This is a genomic window from Prauserella muralis (genome assembly GCF_003202285.1).
GTDB lineage: Bacteria > Actinomycetota > Actinomycetes > Mycobacteriales > Pseudonocardiaceae > Prauserella_B > Prauserella_B muralis.
Map to the genome: position 1 here is coordinate 25,949 of NZ_MASW01000014.1, position 15,507 is coordinate 41,455.

Annotated in this window: 13 protein-coding genes and 1 pseudogene; 4 read left to right on the forward strand and 10 right to left on the reverse strand. The window is 65.8% G+C overall.

What is annotated here, in order from left to right:
- Positions 1-477 precede the first annotated feature (477 nt).
- The 3 genes from BAY60_RS35550 to BAY60_RS35560 all read left to right on the forward strand — a co-directional run bounded on the left by BAY60_RS35550 (position 478) and on the right by BAY60_RS35560 (position 4,002).
- Positions 478-1,581, forward strand: a complete 1,104-nt coding sequence (locus BAY60_RS35550; protein ID WP_112285694.1) for a zinc-binding dehydrogenase — start codon at positions 478-480, stop codon at positions 1,579-1,581.
- 38 nt (positions 1,582-1,619) lie between these two features.
- Positions 1,620-3,059 carry an aldehyde dehydrogenase family protein gene (locus BAY60_RS35555; protein ID WP_112285695.1) on the forward strand — a complete coding sequence of 480 codons (1,440 nt, stop codon included), beginning with the start codon at positions 1,620-1,622 and terminating at the stop codon, positions 3,057-3,059.
- 205 nt (positions 3,060-3,264) lie between these two features.
- Entirely contained in the window at positions 3,265-4,002 is a 738-nt protein-coding gene (locus BAY60_RS35560; protein ID WP_112285696.1) for an enoyl-CoA hydratase-related protein, read from the forward strand.
- Here BAY60_RS35560 and BAY60_RS38685 read toward each other — a convergent pair.
- Complete coding sequence (locus BAY60_RS38685; protein WP_425466513.1) at positions 3,961-4,338, reverse strand: enoyl-CoA hydratase-related protein; 378 nt, start codon at positions 4,336-4,338, stop codon at positions 3,961-3,963. The two genes, BAY60_RS35560 and BAY60_RS38685, sit on opposite strands and share 42 nt — an antisense overlap.
- On the opposite strand from BAY60_RS38685, the pseudogene BAY60_RS38690 reads away from it, so the two are divergent.
- Positions 4,337-5,325: pseudogene (locus BAY60_RS38690) on the forward strand (CoA transferase). The gene BAY60_RS38685 and the pseudogene BAY60_RS38690 overlap by 2 nt on opposite strands.
- A 570-nt stretch (positions 5,326-5,895) precedes the next feature.
- On the opposite strand, the gene BAY60_RS35575 reads toward BAY60_RS38690, so the two are convergent.
- The 9 genes from BAY60_RS35575 to BAY60_RS35615 form a co-directional block, all read right to left on the reverse strand.
- On the reverse strand, positions 5,896-7,527 hold the full coding sequence (locus BAY60_RS35575; protein ID WP_110341443.1) for a long-chain fatty acid--CoA ligase: 1,632 nt from the start codon (positions 7,525-7,527) through the stop codon (positions 5,896-5,898).
- Between the two features lie 11 nt (positions 7,528-7,538).
- Entirely contained in the window at positions 7,539-7,946 is a 408-nt protein-coding gene (locus BAY60_RS35580) for an SCP2 sterol-binding domain-containing protein (protein ID WP_110341445.1), read from the reverse strand.
- Positions 7,947-7,992: 46 nt separating this feature from the next.
- Positions 7,993-9,483, reverse strand: a complete 1,491-nt coding sequence (locus BAY60_RS35585) for an aldehyde dehydrogenase family protein (protein WP_308191222.1) — start codon at positions 9,481-9,483, stop codon at positions 7,993-7,995.
- 11 nt (positions 9,484-9,494) lie between these two features.
- Positions 9,495-10,166, reverse strand: a complete 672-nt coding sequence (locus tag BAY60_RS35590; RefSeq protein ID WP_110341449.1) for a sigma-70 family RNA polymerase sigma factor — start codon at positions 10,164-10,166, stop codon at positions 9,495-9,497.
- A 51-nt stretch (positions 10,167-10,217) separates the two neighbouring features.
- A complete protein-coding gene (fdxA, locus tag BAY60_RS35595; RefSeq protein WP_110341451.1) occupies positions 10,218-10,538 on the reverse strand; it encodes a ferredoxin in 321 nt (106 codons plus the stop codon).
- The gene (locus tag BAY60_RS35600) at positions 10,526-11,599 is read right to left on the reverse strand and encodes an NAD(P)/FAD-dependent oxidoreductase (RefSeq protein WP_110341453.1); all 1,074 of its coding nucleotides are present in this window, start codon (positions 11,597-11,599) and stop codon (positions 10,526-10,528) included. The genes fdxA and BAY60_RS35600 overlap by 13 nt, the downstream gene beginning before the upstream one ends.
- Positions 11,600-11,708: 109 nt before the next feature.
- Complete coding sequence (locus BAY60_RS35605) at positions 11,709-12,692, reverse strand: R2-like ligand-binding oxidase (protein WP_110341455.1); 984 nt, start codon at positions 12,690-12,692, stop codon at positions 11,709-11,711.
- A gap of 81 nt (positions 12,693-12,773) precedes the next feature.
- On the reverse strand, positions 12,774-13,880 hold the full coding sequence (locus tag BAY60_RS35610; RefSeq protein ID WP_009156912.1) for an NDMA-dependent alcohol dehydrogenase: 1,107 nt from the start codon (positions 13,878-13,880) through the stop codon (positions 12,774-12,776).
- A 189-nt stretch (positions 13,881-14,069) separates the two neighbouring features.
- Positions 14,070-15,470, reverse strand: coding sequence for a sensor histidine kinase (locus BAY60_RS35615; RefSeq protein ID WP_199542760.1), 1,401 nt, complete (start codon positions 15,468-15,470; stop codon positions 14,070-14,072).
- Positions 15,471-15,507 lie beyond the last annotated feature (37 nt).

The following is a 15,507-nucleotide window of genomic DNA, read 5'->3' on the forward strand; positions in this document are numbered from 1 at the left end:
AGCATGGGTGGAACACCCAATCCCCGCGGCCACCAGCTGCGTGCGGTGCGCGCGCCCAGCACGCCGCCGGTTCGGAGGTGCGCTGTTGCGCGGTACACCCTCAACCGACGTCGCCCGGCAGCCTGACGGCACAAGCTGCCAGCACGGACCAAGCATCCCCGGTGCTTGCACGCTCCTCCCGACAGCGGCACGCTCACTGGCCGCACGCGCTCGCGGGGACAATCGCGCTCTGGAAGCGGAGATCGCCCACCAGGAAGCCGCCATCGCCGCGGGAACGCTCGACCCCACCGCGACGCCGGTCACGCCGTACCACGGCCACCAGCCGCCGCCGACTACCGCTCCCAGAAACGACTCCTCACCAGGACCCGGCGTGTAGCGAAACGGAACCCTTGCGACTCACCGCGGGACCGCGCCGCCAGTAGGCCTGTCGCCTGTTCCGCGGGCCCAGCAACAGGCGTGGCGAGAAAGGAAGAATACATGTTCGAGGGCCGGATCGCGCAATTCAACGCACCCGAGCAGCCATTTGAGCTGCGGCGCGTCGCGCTACCGTCGATTGGACCGGACGAAGTGCTGGTGAAGGTGCACCGAGCCAACATCTGCGGCTCAGACCTGCACGCCTGGCACGGTTCGTTCGTCACCCGCGGGCTCGGCGGGACGCTACCAACCGTGCTCGGCCACGAGATGGTCGGTTCGGTGGCCGCAACCGGCGAACGAGTCACCGAGGACTCCAACGGCGCGCCGGTGCAGACGGGCACACGAGTGGTGTTTCCCTACTTCTTTCCCTGCCACCGGTGTCGGAGCTGCCTGGCGGGACGGCGCGTGTCCTGTCAGAAGCTGACGATGGCCATGCTCGGCGACGCCAGCAGACCACCCTACTTCGTTGGTGGCTACGGTGACTACTTTCTGCTCCCCGCCGGCGCGGTGCTCTACACCGTGCCGGACACGCTGCCTGACGAAGTGGTGTCGGGGGTCAACTGTGCGCTGTCGCAGATGATCTACGGACTGGAGCGAGCCGACCTGAGCTTTGGCGAACGCGTCATCATACAGGGGGCCGGCGGGCTCGGGCTGTTCGCGACGGCGGTTGCCCGCGCCCGCGGGGCCGCGCAGGTCATCGTGGTCGACGCGGTCCCCGAGCGGTTGGAACTGGCCCGCGCATTCGGAGCTGACGAGGTGATCAGCCTCGCTGATCATCCCGATCCGGCGGATCGTATCCGGCGGGCGCGCAAGTTGACCGACGGCGGCGCGGACGTGGTGGTAGAGGTGGCCGGCACCCCGGCCGTCGTGCCGGAAGGCCTGAAGATGCTCGCCCAGAGCGGCCGGTACCTGGAAGTCGGCAACATCAACATGGGACAAACCTACGCAGCCGACCCATCCCGGCTGGTCACCGCGAACAAGAGCGTCATCGGCGTCTCGCTGTACGAACCCACAGCGCTGAGCCAAGCGCTCTCCTTTCTCGCGGCCAACCAGCACCGGCTCCCGCTGGACCAGTTCGCCACCACGACGTTTCCGCTGGAAGACATCAACGCGGCGTTCGCCGCAGCGGACAGCCGCAAGGTCGTGCGCGCCAGCATCGTGATGTGAGACCACAGCAACGACCATCGACCGGGAAGGCCGCAGCATTGGACCAGCACGACAGAACACAGCACTACATCGGCGGGCAATGGGTGCAACCCAGCGGGAGAGACCGCATCGCCGTGGTCAACCCGGCCACCGAGCAGGTCATCGGACACGTGCCGGCCGGAACCGTCGACGACGTCGACCGTGCGGTGACAGCGGCGCGGAACGCGTTCGATCCCGGTGTGTCCATGGCCGAGCGCCGAGACCGGGTGGCCCGGCTGGTCGCGGCACTGGAGCCCCGACTGCCGGACATCGCCACCACCATCGGACAGGAGATCGGCGCGCCACTGAAGGTGCAGCGCGGTGTGCAGACCGCCGTGCCCATGGCGATCGCCAGCAGCTATCGGGACCTGCTCGAGGAAACGAACTTCGAAGAGCAGGTCGGCAACTCATTGGTGATCCGGGAGCCCTACGGGGTGGTCGGGGCCATCACACCGTGGAACTACCCGCTGTATCAGGTGGTCGCGAAAGTGCTGCCGGCTGTCGCGGCGGGATGCACCGTCGTCCTCAAGCCAAGCGAGGTGGCACCCCTGTCAGGGTACCAGTTCGTGGAGGCGGCACACGAGGCTGGCCTACCGCCGGGAGTCCTGAACCTGGTGACGGGATACGGACCAGAGGTCGGCGAGGCGGTAGCCGGTCATCCCGGAGTCGACCTCGTCTCCTTCACCGGTTCGACGGCGACCGGCAGACGCGTCGCCTCGATCGCCGCGGACACCATCAAGAAGGTATGCCTCGAACTCGGCGGAAAGTCCGCCAACATCATCCTCGACGACGCCGACCTCGACACCGCCGTCAAAGTCGGCGTGGGCAACGCATTCCTCAACTCCGGCCAGACCTGCGCGGCATGGACCCGGATGCTCGTGCCCGAATCACGCTACAACGAGGCGCTCCTGCTCGCCCGCCAGGCCGCACAACGCTACACCGTCGGAGACCCGTTCGACCCAGCGACCAGACTCGGCCCGCTGGCCTCACAGACCCAGCAAGCACGCGTCCGCGGGTACATCGAACGTGCCGTCGCGGGCGGAGCCCGACTCGTCACCGGCGGCCCCGAGCCCGCACGCGAGCGCGGCTACTTCATCGCCCCCACCGTGCTCGCCGACGTGCACAGTGCCTCCGAACTAGCACAACAGGAAGTCTTCGGACCAGTACTGGCCGTCATGAGCTACCGCGATGACGACGAGGCACTCCGGATCGCCAACGACACGATGTACGGGCTCTCCGGCGCCATCTGGTCGGCGGACCACCGGCGCGCGATCGCCCTCGCCCGCCAGATACAGACCGGGCAGCTCGACATCAACGGCGCCCCCTACAACCCACGCGCACCATTCGGTGGATACAAGAAGTCCGGCATCGGCCGCGAACTCGGTCCCGCAGGCCTCGACGAATATCTCCAGACAAAATCAGTCCAGCTGCCGGACTCGGTCATCAGCCAGCAAGAGTAGTAGGGAAATCTCAGGTTTTCTGGCGCAGCCTAAAATAGAGACATTCCAGAGTTTGTCGCACCGTGGCCATGAAGGCAGGCCGCAGTGTCTGCGCCGAGTACCGTGCGCGTCACGAGCTGCCGTCGCTTCCTCGTGTCACACCGGGGCGTCGAAAATCTCCTCCGCGCGTAGACCACTGGTGTCTCGGGCCGAGTGAGCGTGTTGGATGGATGCGGCCGACCAGGATCGTATGGTCGCCGCGGTGAGTACGATGGGAACGCCCACGGAGAACGGCTACGTTCGGGTCAAGGTCGAACGGGCGGTCGCGGTCCTGACTGTCGACCGGCCACCCGCCAACGCGCTCGACCGGCAACTCGTGGACCAGCTCAGCCGGGCGGCCACCTCACTTGTGCGGCGGGGAGACGTCGGTGCCGTCGTGATCACCAGCACCCGGTCCAGGTTCATCGCCGGCGCCGACATCAAGATGTTGCGCGGGCTCGATGACTCATTGTTTCCGAGGTTCGTCAGCGCGATCCAGCGCGGTTTCGACGACTTGCAGCGGCTGCCGATGCCGAGGATCGCGGCGGTCAACGGTCCGGCCGTGGGTGGCGGGCTGGAGCTGGCCCTGGCCTGCGACCCGCAGTTCGTGGCCGAAGGGACCCGGCTGGGCCTGCCCGAGGTGCGGTTGAGGCTGCTTCCCGGGGCGGGCGGCACGCAGCGACTGGTAGAGGCCGTCGGTAAGGGCCCGACGCTGGAGTTGCTCTACACCGGTAGGGGCGGTCATCCCCGAAGAGGGGTTGCGTCTCGGGCTAGTCGATCAAATGGTGCCGGCGGAACATGCGATCGGCTGGCAGACCTGGGCGGAGCTGGACGCGGCCCCTGTCGGAGGTCAGTGAGGACAGCACGATCCGCGCACTGGTGCTCACCGGAGCCGCAGGCTGTTTCTCGGCGGGCGGGGACGTGAAACCTCCCCGTCCCGAGGCGAAGGCATCGGCGCCCCATCCGCCAGGTTGTCTGTCGGGGATCGCGCCCTCACCAGGCTGGCGCGCCTGTCGATGCCCACGATCGCCGCGGTGGAGGGCTTCGCGGTCGGCGTCGCCTGGAGCCTGGTGCGCTGCTGTGACCTCGTCGTCACCGCCGAAGACGCCTTCTCCTCGCACCAGCGCCCGACCTCGGTGTCGAGTTCATCCGCCGGTACGACCGAGTTGACCAAGCTCCACTGGAGAGCTTGCTGAGCGTCGTGGCGCCGACACAACATCCAGATCTCCTTGGCCCGTTTCATGCCGAACATGGCGTACATGTGCGACTTCACGATCTCCTCGGACCGGTCAGTGTTCGGGCAGAACGGGCCGCGCGTGGCCAGCACGGCCGAGGGATGGATCGTCAGCCACCTCTGGTCCGTCGTAGGCAGGGACGGCGGCCGGCTGATCCGCGGTGAGCTATTCGCCGCGGCAAACCACAACAAACACAGCGTGGTCATCGACCTCAAGACCCTGGCAGGCCAGGCCGAGTTCCTCGACTTGGCGCGGGAGCACGACGTGCTCGTCGAGGGCTTCCGACCGGGCGTGATGAACGAGCTCGGCGTCGGCACGAACGCGTCGCCGAGATCAATCCCGGCATCGTGTACCGCTCCATCTCCGGCTACGGCAGCCGCGGCGAGCAACTGCCCGGCCACGACATCAACTACCTCGCTGCATCCGGCACACTGTCGTTCAGCGGGCGCTGGAGCCAGGAACCACGCCGAGGCGTGCCGATGGCCGACCTCGGCTCGTCGTGCTTCGCCTCATCGCGATCTTGTCGGCCCTGTACGAACGGGCCCCATACCAGCCTAGGCTGCCACCTCGACGTGAGCATGACCGACGTGATGACCGCGTGGGCCGCCGCGCGCGGCGGCCCACCGCTGGAGCGCGGCGCGGACGACCGGCGCCACCTCTACCCCACCAACGATGTCTCCGCGACCGCCGACGGGGCGCTGGCTCGCCCTCGGCGCCGTCGACGAGCGGTTCTGGGCGCCGACCCGCGCGGTGCTCGCGACCATCGAGCCTGCGTTCGCCGACACGCGGTTCCCAGGCCTGGGGAACCAGCTGCGACATGGCGACGAGCTACACGCGCTGCTGCACCGCACATTCGCCACCCGCGACCGGACACCCGGCTCGTGCTGTTCGCCGGAACCGACGCACCGGTCAGCCCGGTCCGCGCGCTCACCGAGGTGGCCGAGAACAGCGACCTGGGTGCGGACGTTGGACGGAGAACGGCACGTCGTGTTCCCGGTACGACGCGACGGTGAAGCCATGGGACAGCTACGGAACTCCGCGCCGACGTGGAAGGGAGTCTGATGTGGATTCCGCGTTGCCAGGAACCAGGAACGGATTAGCGAAGGCATCCGGTACGTCGCGAACTGGTTCGATGACTATTGGTCCGCTCGGGACCGGCTCGACGGATCAACCACCACGCGACCACACCGCGCACCACGTCGAGCGCCACTCCTGGCAGATCGCGGTGCAGCCAGCAAGCGGTGGCTGTGCCCCCGTTCCCGCTGAAGGAGCTGTCGCGTGTCATACTTCAGGTCGGGTTACGTGTCGCAGTCGTGGGGGACACCTGGGCGGTCCAGGGTCGTGCGCCGCGCCTCCGTATGTCGGCGCGGCGCACCCGGGCAGTGCGGGGCGAGCGGCTGTAACTCGGCTCTCTGCTTGGGTTGACGCTACTGGATATCAATCCTCGGTGCTACTTCGCGCCACGGTCGGGGTCTCATGGTCGATGCCCGGTGACATGCCGACAGGTAGCTCACACCTCATCGTTGGTGAGCTCCGCCAGCCGCAGCCGGAACCATCGACACTGCTCCTGATGACGAACGAAGCTATTCGTATACTTCGTTCACCGCCAGCCTGCCATCCGAGTGGATACGGCGTAGAGCCTTCTTGTCGAACTTGCCGACGCTCGTGCGCGGGACCTGGTCAACGAATGCCCATCGTTCCGGCAGCCACCACTTCGGAACCTTGTCGGCCAACCACGACCGCAGCTGGTCGGCAGTCGTCTCAGTGCCGTCTCGAAGCACCACGGCGGCAAGGGGTCGCTCCTGCCACTTGGGGTCGGATACGGCGATGACCGCTGCCTCGACGACGTCGGGATGGCCCATAAGCAGATTTTCCAGCTCAACCGAGGAAATCCACTCGCCACCGGACTTGATGACGTCCTTGGCCCGGTCGGTTAGGGTGAGGAACCCGTCCGGGCTGATGTTCCCGACATCGCCGGTTCGCAGCCAGCCGTCGTGGAACCTGTCCTCGGCTTCGACACGATAGTACGACCCGGTAACCCACGGACCACGCACCTCCAACTCGCCGACCGCCTTGCCGTCGCGCGGGAGCACCCTGTCGTCGTCGTCCACCAGCCTGAGTTCGACGCCGCAAACTGGCCGTCCTTGAGTGGCCCGGTACCGCATTCGGTCTTCCCCTTCGGCGGCGGCCGGGGGCGTCGCGATTGCGCCAAGCGGCGAAGTCTCGGTCATGCCCCATGCCTGCACGATCGTGACGCCGAACCTCTGCTCGAACGACTCCATCAACGCTCTCGGCACCGCCGAACCACCGCAAGCGACCAGGCGCAACGAGGAGAGGTCGATGTCCGGGTTTCGATCGACATGATGCAAGAGGTCATTCCAGATGGTGGGCACAGCGCCGGCAAGCGTCGGGCGCTGCGCCTGGATGATGTCCGCCAGAGGTTCTGCTTGCAGGAATCGGTCAGGTAGCAGCAGGTCCGCGCCAGCCATCAACGCCGCGTAAGGCAGGCCCCATGCGTTGGCGTGGAACATCGGAACCACCGGAAGCACTCGATCGGGTTCCGCGATGCCGAATGCGTTCCCGGAACACGCGGCCATCGAGTGTAGGTACATCGACCGGTGGCTGTACACGACGCCTTTGGGATCGCCGGTCGTGCCACTGGTGTAGCACATCGCCGCCGCCGCGTTCTCGTCACCGTCCAGCCAGGGAAACTCGGACGACTCGCCAGCCAGCACATCCTCGTAACGCAGCACCTCCTTGCCGCATCCCGCCAAGGAGGTGATGTCACCTTCTCCGGTCACGAGCACGAACCGCACGGTGTCGAGGCTGGGGAGAACCTTGGCCATCAGTGGGATGAGCGACGAGTCAACGATGACCGCCCGGTCTTCGGCGTGTGTGGCGATGAACCGAATCTGTTCGGGCGACAGCCGGATGTTGAGGGTGTGTAGCACGGCGCCCATTGATGGGATCGCCGCATAGGCCTCCAGGTGCTCCTGGTTGTTCCATTGGAACGTCGCGACCCGGTCGTCGTCGGCGACACCGAGGCGACGCAACGCGTTCGCCAGCTTGCCACACCGCTCGCCCAGTTCGCGGTAGGAAACCCGCCTGACGCCGTCACCGGTAGCCGTGAGGACTCCACGATCGCCGTGGTTCTGCACCACGTGCCGCAGGATCGAGGACACCGTCAGCGGTGTTGTCTGCATGGTGCTGAGCATGGTGACCTCCGTTACGCCGAAAGCAGGTCCTGTCGACCGTCCGCTTCCAGCATCTCACGATATGCCGGGAACAGGGACTTCGCGGCGGGCACAAGTTTCAGGACCTTCGAAGTCGGTCCCTTAGCGCGGACCTTGCCCTTCGCCAACGCGGTCGCGAGGTTGAGTTCGCCGAGCCAGAACCGGTTTCCGTCGTCGGCTGTCATGAACAGTTCCACAACGGGCTTGAGATCGGTGGCGCCCGCGTACACTTTGCCGTTCGGCATGTCGACCGTGACGACCGCGTCGGGATCGGTGTACGTGATCTGCAGGATCACCCCTGAGCCCGACAGTTTTGGGCCGATCTTGGGATCGGCGAGCCCCTTCTCGAAGACCCCTCCGATGTACTTGTGAACTTCCGCCTCGTCCTTGAACACGCCCATTGCGATTTCCTTTCTTGTGGTGTGAGCCTCTGCTTGGCTCTTGGGATCAGTCGAGGTTCAGCCACACAGACTTCGTCTGTGTGTAGCCGAGCAACGCTTCCTCGCCGAGATCGCGTCCGTAGCCGGACGCCTTGAAACCGCCGAAGGGCGCGGCGGGGTCGATCATGTTGTACATGTTCACCCATACCGTGCCCGCATCCAATTCCGCTGCGACGCGGTGGGCCCGCCTCACGTCGTTGGTCCACACGCCCGCGGCCAATCCGTAGGCGCTCGCGTTGGCACGCCGAACCGCCTCGTTCTCGTCGTCAAACGACAGCACCGACAGCACCGGCCCGAAGATTTCCTCAGCCGCGATGGACATGTCGTCGCGGACCTGGGTGAACACGGTCGGGCTCAGGAAATTGCCGTTAGCCAGTACACCATTCGGGCGGTCACCACCGCACACCAGCGTCGCGCCTTCGCGCAGCCCCGACTCGACATACCCCTGCACGCGCTCCAGCTGTTTCGGCGAGATGAGCGGGCCCATCTCGGTGTCGTCGGCCAGTCCATGACCCAGTTGGATCGCTTTCGCCGCCGAAGCCAGCTCCTGTACCAGCTCGTCGTGAACGTCGCGATGCACGAACAGCCGTGATCCGGCGCAGCACACCTGCCCTTGGTTCATGAAGATCCCGGTCAGCGCGCCTTGTGCCGCGGCGGCAAGGTCGGCGTCCGGGAAGACGATGTTCGCCGACTTCCCACCCAGTTCCAGCGTCAGCTTCTTCAGGTGTGGCGCGCTCGCGGTGACGATGCGCCTGCCGGTGTCCGTCGAACCAGTGAACGAGATCTTGGCCACGCCGGGGTGATCGATCAGCGCCTGTCCCGCCTCGGGCCCGTAGCCGGTGACCAGGTTCATCGCGCCGGGAGGCAGCCCAGCCTCGAGTGCCAACTCCACCATCCGCAGGGCGCTCAACGAGGTGAACTCGGACGGCTTGAGGACGACGGTGTTCCCGGCCGCCAGCGCCGGTGCCACCTTCCACGATGCGATGAGCAACGGGAAATTCCAGGGCACGATCGCGCCGACGACGCCGAGGGGTTCCCGCCGAGTATAAACCAGTGCCTCTCCGACCGGAGGAGAGACCGGCACGGTTTGCCCGGTCAGTTTCGTCGTCCAGCCACCGTAGTAGCGCCAGACCTGCGCCGCGAGCGCGACGTCGACGTACATCGACTCGGTGAACGGCTTTCCGTTGTCCAGGGTTTCGAGCGTCGCCAATTCCTCGGCATGGGCGTCCAGTATCGTCGCGATGTCGAGCAGAACATGCCCGCGGGCTGCCGCGCTCATCGCTCGCCATTCTCCGAAGGCCGACTGCGCCGAGGCGACCGCCTCGTCGACGTCGGGCTTCCCGCCGGCCGCAATGCTGGTCAACGTCGCACCGGTCGCGGGGTCCTGAGTCGTGATCTGGCCGTTCCCGGTCGCACTTCGCTGCTCCGCACCGACCACGATGCTGTCCGAAGCCCTGCCGAGAAATCGCTGGACGGATTCCGGAACGTCAACGGTCATTGTTGTCATCGTCAACTGCCTTTCTCTCCTCCGGACGGTGCCGGCTGCACGCGACGCCGCCCATCCGCAGATCCGCCAATCAACTCGCCAAGACGACGAATCGCCCGATACTGCAGAGCACGCGCCGCACCGGGTTCGCGGTCCAGTATTCTCGCGGTCTCGTTGACCGAAAGATCGCAGAAGAACCGCAGCACAAGACACGTCCGCTGGTCATCGGCGAGTAATCCCAGGCACCGGATCAGTTCCGCTCGCGCGATCCCGAGAATGACGAGCTCCTCCGGCGTCTCGTGACCGGAGGCGTCCGGAAGCTCGTCGACCGTGACCTCATGCCGCACGGACCCGGACTTCGTGTGGTCGAAGATGATATTGCGGGCGATGGTGAGGAACCACGCGCCCGCATCTCGTCCCCGGTACTCCAGCGAGTTGATTGCCCGCAGCGCCCGCGCGAACGTCTCGCTGGTGACGTCCTCGGCTAGGTGCCGATCGCGGACACGGGATAGGGCAAAGCGGTGAACGCTGGTCGCGAATCTGTCGTACAGCACGGCATACGCCGACGCGTCTCCTCGTTGAGCCGCACGAACAAGCACCCAGTTGTCAGCGGACAGGTCCACGACATCACCGCCGGCCTGTCCGTCATCGGCGGCGCTGCGTGCTCCTCGTTGAGCCACAGCGGTTGAGCCCACACTCACTCCTCGTGATGCGGCATCGCGATCGCGACGCACCTTCGACCTTGACTAGTCCTCCTTGGGAGGGAGCGTTTTCACGAACTCGGTGTCGGGTATCGGGGTATCCACTTTGGTCGATCCTCCCGGTGACCCGATCCCCGTAAACGCCTGCTGCGCCGACTCCTGGAATGGTTTCCATTCCTCGTCAACGTGTTGTGCGGGACGGATGGCCTCTACTGGGCATACCGGCTCGCAGGCCGCGCAGTCGATGCATTCCGTCGGGTGGATGTACAGCATCCGTTCGCCCTCGTAGATGCAATCGACCGGGCATTCCTCGATGCACGTCATGTCCTTGACGTCGACACACGGCTCGCCGATCACGAACGCCATCCTGCGACCTCCTTGCTTCGCGGCTGTGCAGAATTTCCCTCGGGCGCCAACGGTTCCGACGCGGGCACGAGATCACTCGAATGCCCGGGAGCAAGAGTCGCGTCCGGATTCAACTCGACGGCAGCGTTGTTCACGGCGAGCGCCACCTCGCCGAAACCGACGGCGATCAATTTCACCTTGCCCGGAAAGGTCGCCGCGTCCCCAGCGGCATAGACGCGCGGCAGATTCGTACGCATCCGGGTGTCGACGCGGATGGCCCGCCCCTCCATCTCAAGGCCCCACCCGGCGATCGGGCCGAGGTCCATCAGAAAACCCAGTGCGGCGACCACGACCTGAGCCTTCAGCTCCCGCGCGCCGTCCTCCCCGCGCACAGTGACGTCCACGCTCTCCACGCTGTCGTTACCACGAACCGCGGTAACGGTGGCGTCGAGCACCAGGTGGCACGGACTGTCCTTCACCTGCGCGACCGAATGTTCGTGCGCCCGGAACTGCTTGCGACGGTGCACGAGGGTGACCGACCGGGCACGCGGAACCGCGGCCAGTGCCCAGTCCAGCGCCGAGTCGCCACCGCCCACCACGACGACATCCTTGCCGTCGAACACCTCCAGCTGCGGGACGAAGTAGCAGAGCCCGCGCCCGAGAAGCTCCTCACCTGCTGGTAGCGGACGCGGGGTCACCGAACCCACTCCGGAGGTGACGATCACGGCTCTCGTGTTGACGACGACACCCGAGGAGGTCGTCACCCGCCAGCCATCGGCAACTTCCCGGATGTCGCTCGCCTGCTGAGACAACAGGAATCGGGGGCCGAACGGTTTCGCCTGCTCGAGGAGGTTGCGGATCAGCTGCTGCCCCTGAACAGCGGGCAGGCCTGCGATGTCGTAGATGTTCTTCTCGGGGTAGATCGCCTGTACCTGACCACCGGCCTCCGGTAGCGGATCCACCAACGCCGTGGTAAGCCCACGAAAACCCGCGTAGTAGGCACCGAACAAGCCCACGGGCCCGGCGCCGACGAACAACACGTCAACGGTGACCTCGCCAGCTGGCGCGGTTGTTGTGCCCATCTCTTGCTGCCTCGATTCTGGTGACCTTGCCGACGCGAACTGTTCGCCCGGGTCGGGTCTCCGCCCCCGGACGAACAGTTCCACGGAACAGTGCTCGGAGCGCGTCGGCTCAGGACACGGCCGCAAGCGACTTCGCCACGGCCTTCTCGTCCTCCTCGGCGAAGGTGTCCTCAAGCTGCATAGGCGAGTAGTCCTCGTCGATCTCCTCGACGGGGCGGCCCCGTGCCCCCTCGATCGACTCCAGCCGACGGTTGATCTTGTCCATGCCATAGTCGGTCATCTCGTCGAGATCGATACCGAACGGGGCCCGCGCAGCTTCGAACTGGTCGAACAGCTTCACGATCAAACTCATCGCTGGCTCGATTAGTTCCTGCATCCGCTCCTCAACGACCTCCCAGGTCCGCTCGTCCGCGGCGACGTGACGGCGGCACGTGAAGGTACCCCACGCCATGTGCCTGCGCTCGTCGTCGCCGATGTACTTGATGAGCTGCTGCATGCCCGGCAGGATGTTCCTGCTCGCGCATACCTTCGCCCATCCGAAGTAGCCGGTGAGGGCGAGACAACCCTCGACGACGTGGTTGTAGGTAATCGAGGCACGCACCTGCGCCGCGGGCGACGGGTCCTTCTCCAAGGCGTACAGGGACTTGGGCAGTTCCTCGGCGAAGATTGTCTGGTATGGCTGGCTGTACTCCACGTACTCATGCAGGTCCGTGCCGAGCCCGACGGCGTCGAACCACAGTCGGAAAGACTGCATGTGCTTGGCCTCTTCGAAGGTGAACTGGGTGAGGTAGGCCTCGTCGGCCAGCCGTCCCTCTGCCGCCATGGCCGCCATGAACGGCTGGAGGTCCTGAGCGACCGACTCCTCCCCGGCCATGAACTGTGAGGCAAGGATGCAGGTCAACTTCTTCTCGTCCGGCGACATCGCGGCGAAGTCCGCGGCGTCCTGCGAAAAGTCGATCGTTTCCGGGTCCCAGAATTTCTTGTTTCCCTTCCGGAACAGCCGCATAGGGAAGGATTCCATGCGTAGGCCGCCCTCACAGAGGCTGCCATACCCATTCCGCTTACCGTGCTGGATGACGCGGTCGATTGCCATGTCACATCCTCGATTCGAATACACGCCGGATAGGGCGGGAATAACTTGGCGACGATAACTGTTTCTGTCGACTTAGGAGTTTCAGAAGCGGATCATTCCGCGGATGTTCTTTCCGTCACGCATGTCCTGGTATCCCTGGTTGATGTCCTCCAGCTGATACTCAGCGGTCACCAGTTCGTCGAGCTTGAGTTGGCCGAGGTTGTACAACTCAAGCAGTCGCGGAATGTCATGCTGCGGATTCGAGGATCCGAACAGCGCGCCCCGGATCTGCTTCTCGTAGAGCGTGAGTTCGAAGAGGTTGCCGCTCATCGTGTGCTCGTCCGGATGGCCGATCGCGGTGACGATCACACGCCCACGCTTGCCCACCAGACTCAAAGCGGGCTCGATGTAGGAGCCCTCGGCGACGTCGGTGGTGAGCACGCATACGTCAGCGAGCTGCCCGCGGGTCAACTCGCTGACCACGTTCCACGCTTCGTCCATCGACTCGGCCGTGTGCGTGGCCCCGAACTCGCCCGCCTTGGCACGTTTGTACTCGACCGGATCAACGGCGACGATGGCACGCGCGCCGGCGGCCCGTGCTCCTTGGATGGCATTGACACCGATGCCACCGGCCCCGACCACGACGACCACGTCGCCGGCACGCACTTCGCCGGCCCGGGTGGCGCTACCGAATCCGGTCGTGACCCCACACCCGACAAGGGCGGCCTTCTCCAGCGGAAACCCTTCGTCGATCTTCACCACCGAGGCGGCGGGCACCACCGTGCGCTCGGAAAAGGTACCCAGCAGGCACATCTGGCCCGCGTCCTCGCCGCGAGTATGGAACCGGTAGGTGCCGTCCAGCTGCGGCCCGAGGATCACCGCGCCACCCAGATCGCAGAGGTTCGTCATGCCACGGGCGCAGTAGGAGCACTTGCCGCATGCCGGGAGAAAGCTCAAGACAACAGGATCGCCTTCGGCCACCTCGGTCACGTTCGCGCCCACCGCCTCAACGATGCCGGCGCCTTCATGTCCACCCACGACCGGGAACGGGATCGGGATGTCGCCGGTGACGAGGTGCTCGTCGGAATGACACAATCCGCTGGCGGCCAGTTTGACCTGGACCTCACCCTCGTTCGGCGGGTCGAGGTCGATCTCTTCGACCTGCCACTTCTCGTTGAGGCCCCACAAGACGGCGGCCTTGGTCTTCATCGACATCGTCTCCTTCGACTCTGAAGGGCTTCTTCCCCCAGCGTATGGGGAATGCGCACCCGGCAATACGGGCCATCCGTGCCGCGAGTGGCCCATGAAGGCCACGGACAGTGTGGGCCGCGCAAGATCGGTCGAGGCCCAGTTGGTCTGGGCGCACCATCGCCACCCCCTGGCGCTCGTGGTGCGGACCTATGGGTGAGGCGACTGGGTGGGTGGGCGACCAGCCAGCGTCCGCACGGGCAATGTCACGCGCACGGCCAACCCGCCTCCGGCGGCCTCCTGAAAGTCGATCGTGCCGTTCAGCGCCTGGATGATCTGGTCGACGATCCACAGGCCGAGACCTGCGGTGCCTCGTTCCTGCCCGGCCTGCGCGAACTTGGCGGTGAGCTCGACGGCGCGGTCAAGGGGCATTCCCGGCCCTCGGTCGGCGATCTCCAGTGACAGCGAGCCTTGGTCAAGGTTCGCGATGACACTGACCGGCTGGTCACGGCCGTGGCGGGATGCGTTCTCCAGCAGGTTTGTGACGACCCTGCGGACGAGCTGGGCATCAAGTTGGGCGTGGGCGTTCGATGGCGAGACGATCAATCGAAGTCGTTCACGCGGCAGGCCAGCTGCGTCAGCAGCCATGAGTATGAATTCGTGCACGTTCACCACCCGAAGGTGCCCTGTGCTGAAGGCTGGTCGCCGGCTGGCTGCGACGTCGGCCAGCGCGTTGAGCATGGCCGACAGGTGCTCGACGTGCGCGGTCAACAAAGCGAGGCGGGGGTCGGCGGACTGCGCCGTGCCACCGGTCTCCCGCGACAGATCACGGACCAGCGCATCCAAGGATGTTACAGGTGTGCGGAACTCGTGGAGGATCACGCGCAGCCCAGTCTGCTGCGCGTCGTAGGAGGCCGTCAGGCGAGTCCGGAGATCGCGCTCTTCGTCGGCCACGATGCGCGCGGCGGCGGTCTCCGCCTGAGCTAGGCCGCGGGCGCGTTCGGCGTGCTCGTTCAGCAAGACGAGCCCCGAGGCGAGCGCACCGGTGAAGAGCAGGTACAGCGCCCACCACACCCCGGCTAGGAGGCGATCGTGGGTTGGGCCGCTCGTGGGGTTCACCGTCAGCGCGATTGTGACGAAGCAGCCGCCGAGCAGCAGGGCCACTCCCAGCGTGCTGATAAAGGACAGTCGGGCAGCCGCGGCGACGATGACCAGAAACAGGATAGACACCGCTGGGCTTTGCGCGCCGCCGGATGACGCCACGATCCCCGACGCCAGCCCCGCGTCCAGGACGGTGATGATCGCAGCCGGCACTCGACCCTCGACCTCCCAGGTGGGATGTCCCAACATGACGGTCGAGTAGACCGTCGCGATGCCGACGAGATACCATGCCGCCGCCGTGTGCTGGACGAACGGGCTGGACCCCACCAGCAGGAGCACCGCCGCTGAGAGCACGACGCCGACCCGGACCCAGACGGTGATCAAACCGACCGGACGCAGCGTGTCGCCAGGATCCGGCTGCCCCGCCAGGTACCGGCGTGACCGAGGCGCTCGCCACCAGCTCATCGCGGTAGCGGGCACCTGCGTCGCGCCCACGTGGTCGTCTGGCATCTGAACCCCACTGGTTACAGTCGTATTAAGGTTAGGC

What these genes read in the sequence shown, in the direction of transcription:
- BAY60_RS35550 (WP_112285694.1), top strand. Translation starts at nt 478, where the DNA reads ATGTTCGAGGGCCGGATCGCGCAATTCAACGCACCCGAGCAGCCATTT.
- BAY60_RS35560 (WP_112285696.1), top strand. Translation starts at nt 3,265, where the DNA reads ATGGATGCGGCCGACCAGGATCGTATGGTCGCCGCGGTGAGTACGATG.
- BAY60_RS38685 (WP_425466513.1), bottom strand. Translation starts at nt 4,338, where the DNA reads ATGTACGCCATGTTCGGCATGAAACGGGCCAAGGAGATCTGGATGTTG.
- BAY60_RS35575 (WP_110341443.1), bottom strand. Translation starts at nt 7,527, where the DNA reads ATGCTCAGCACCATGCAGACAACACCGCTGACGGTGTCCTCGATCCTG.
- BAY60_RS35580 (WP_110341445.1), bottom strand. Translation starts at nt 7,946, where the DNA reads ATGGGCGTGTTCAAGGACGAGGCGGAAGTTCACAAGTACATCGGAGGG.
- BAY60_RS35585 (WP_308191222.1), bottom strand. Translation starts at nt 9,483, where the DNA reads ATGACCGTTGACGTTCCGGAATCCGTCCAGCGATTTCTCGGCAGGGCT.
- fdxA (WP_110341451.1), bottom strand. Translation starts at nt 10,538, where the DNA reads ATGGCGTTCGTGATCGGCGAGCCGTGTGTCGACGTCAAGGACATGACG.
- BAY60_RS35600 (WP_110341453.1), bottom strand. Translation starts at nt 11,599, where the DNA reads ATGGGCACAACAACCGCGCCAGCTGGCGAGGTCACCGTTGACGTGTTG.
- BAY60_RS35605 (WP_110341455.1), bottom strand. Translation starts at nt 12,692, where the DNA reads ATGGCAATCGACCGCGTCATCCAGCACGGTAAGCGGAATGGGTATGGC.
- BAY60_RS35610 (WP_009156912.1), bottom strand. Translation starts at nt 13,880, where the DNA reads ATGAAGACCAAGGCCGCCGTCTTGTGGGGCCTCAACGAGAAGTGGCAG.
- BAY60_RS35615 (WP_199542760.1), bottom strand. Translation starts at nt 15,470, where the DNA reads ATGCCAGACGACCACGTGGGCGCGACGCAGGTGCCCGCTACCGCGATG.